The sequence below is a fragment of the Nostoc sp. LEGE 06077 genome (genome assembly GCF_015207705.1).
GTDB lineage: Bacteria > Cyanobacteriota > Cyanobacteriia > Cyanobacteriales > Nostocaceae > Nostoc_B.
This window is the reverse complement of the sequence record NZ_JADEWI010000129.1, coordinates 1-1,176: the sequence shown is the minus strand read 5'-3', so window position 1 is coordinate 1,176 and position 1,176 is coordinate 1. Positions and strand designations below refer to the sequence as shown.

Genomic DNA, 1,176 nt, shown 5'->3' with positions numbered 1-1,176 from the left:
TAAGTAGAACGAGGCGAAAAAACCAAACTATGTAAAGATAAGTAAATACGTACAATGCGTCTACAAAGGTAACAGCAATATGGGTAGCCGTTTAAGGGTATTTCTGACTAGAGAGCAAGATAAAACTTTGTTGAACCTGAGAACGGCAGATGTACCTCAGAAGGTGAAAGACAGAGCGGAAGTTATTAGATTGAACGCACATGGTTGGTACGTGGAGAAGATAGCGGCTCACTTTAACTGGACTGCACAAACAGTTCGTGAAGTGTTGCACAGATGGGAAAAGCTAGGCGATAAGGGACTCTGGGAGAAACCAGGGCGGGGAGGAAAAACAAGGTGGACAGAAGCTGACATAGTTTTTTTAGAAGAATGTTTAGAGCAAGAGCCACGTACATATAACAGCGTTCAATTAGCCCAAAAACTAGAACAAGAAAGCTCTGTGAAATTAAGTCCTGATTGGTTAAGACAGGTACTTAAAAAAAGGGGGTCATTTGGAAAAGAACCCGAAAAAGCCATAAAGGGAAACAAGACCCGGTAGTACAGCAAATCAAACAGGCAGACCTAGAAATGTTGGAATTGTCTGCGGCCTGTGGAGAAATCGATTTAAAATACATGGATGAATCGGGGTTTTGTGCCTGGAGCGAACCGAGTTACAGCTATTACTTTCGCGGTGAGCAAAAACGGTTAGAGCAGAGTAAACGCAGGGGACGAAGGTTAAGTATTATTGGGTTTCTTCAACCGTTAATTAGTTTTGTGTACGGTTTGGTGATTGGCGGCGTTTCGCGCAAATCCTATATCCAAATGATGGAGATTGAAGCACTTGAAGCCCAAAAATCAGGACGTATCAGAGTAATCGTTCAGGACAACGGCCCGATACATCGGTGTAAAGAAGTTACTCAATTATGGTCAAAGTGGGAAGACATGGGTTTGTACATCTTCTTTTTACCCAAATATTGTTCTGAAATGAATCCAATTGAATTGGAGTGGCAACACCTCAAAAAAGATGAACTTGCCTCGAAAACTTTTGAAGATGAGTTAGACCTTGCCTATGCGGTCATTAATGGAGTTCAAACAAGAGGAGAAAAAAGAAACTATAGTACACAACGTGTAAAATTTAACTCTAATTCTTCTACTTAATTGCTTGTTACATAGTTGTAAATTTTCACCACGGCTTACTTA

The 1,176-nt window shown here is 40.8% G+C and carries 1 protein-coding gene; it reads left to right on the top strand.

What is annotated here, in order from left to right; genetic code table 11:
* The first annotated feature begins 79 nt into the window (after positions 1 to 79).
* A protein-coding gene (locus tag IQ244_RS32205; protein WP_228059313.1) for an IS630 family transposase occupies positions 80 to 1,134 on the top strand; the annotation gives its coding sequence in 2 pieces (ribosomal slippage) (positions 80 to 472 and positions 475 to 1,134; 1,053 coding nt in all).
* The last annotated feature ends 42 nt before the right edge of the window (positions 1,135 to 1,176 follow it).